This is a genomic window from Streptomyces sp. 8L (assembly GCF_020176795.1).
In the GTDB taxonomy this organism is placed as follows: Bacteria; Actinomycetota; Actinomycetes; order Streptomycetales; family Streptomycetaceae; genus Streptomyces.
The window spans coordinates 1-958 of sequence record NZ_JAIUKE010000923.1; the positions used below are offsets into that span (position 1 = coordinate 1).

Annotated in this window: 1 protein-coding gene; it reads right to left on the reverse strand. The window is 73.3% G+C overall.

Annotation, left to right across the window (positions count from 1 at the left end; all coding sequences use genetic code 11):
* Nucleotides 1-694 (reverse strand): hypothetical protein (locus tag LCE31_RS39900; protein WP_225023203.1); only part of this gene is annotated, 694 nt, incomplete at its 3' end.
* Nucleotides 695-958: the final 264 nt, after the last annotated feature.

Consider the following 958-nt stretch of genomic DNA (forward strand, 5'->3'; position numbering starts at 1 on the left):
CCAACACCTTCCGCCGCACGCCCGTGCGCCGCGGGGCCGTGAGCGTGCGCGGCGGGGGCGGGCAGGCGCACACGGCGGAGCGCTCGCGTTCGGTGGCGAGGACCTCTTCGCTGCAGGCGCTGCGGCCGGGGTGCGTGGCGTGCCGGTCGGCGAGCTCGTTGCGGGTGTGTGCGAGGTCGCTGCGGATGACGCGGAGGTGCTCGTCGGCGAGGTAGCGCAGTCGCCGGGCGATGTGGGGGTCGGCCGACTGGCCGAGCCCGTCGTGGAAGTCGGCTGTGGCGGTGAGGACTTCTTCGAGTGCGGTGAGGATGCCGTCGTGGGCGGCGGTCAACTCGGTCAGCGCATCGGCCACCTCTTCCGTGGTGGTCGCCTCGTGCACGTGCTCGGCGAGATGGGCGACCCTGGAGCCCATCGACGGATAGCGGGGTGGACGCGCGTCGGTGTCGAGGTCCGCGTCGCAGTCGACGTGGTATCCGTCGGCCCGCAGGCGGGCGACGGCATCCGTGGCGAGACGTACTTCCTCGTCCTTGGCTATGCCGGTGGGGACACGGTGGTAGGTCTCGTGGAGGCGGACGACGGCGACGAACCCCACGCGCTGAAGGATGCTGTGTGCCTCGGCGTCGCCGCCGCGGGCGAGGAGTTCCTCGGAGTGAGGGTCGCGGCGGATGCCCAGGAAGCGGTCGATGCGGGGCAAGAAAACGTTTCTCCTACGGTGATCGGTGGGCTGCCTGCCGCTCTGCGGGCGGTGTGGCGGCGGCACAGGGCTGGACCAGAAGCGCGGCGGTGCTGTCCAGGTCCTGCTGGATGGCCTGGAGGCGGGAGGCGATCAGCTCCAGGCGGCGCGCTGTGTCAGGGCCGGCGGGGGCGGGCCCTGCGGGCGGTCGCCGCCGCCGTCCCCGACCGCTCCGAGCGCGGCCGTCGCGGCGACGGGCTGGCCGTCGAGGCACGCCTCGATGTC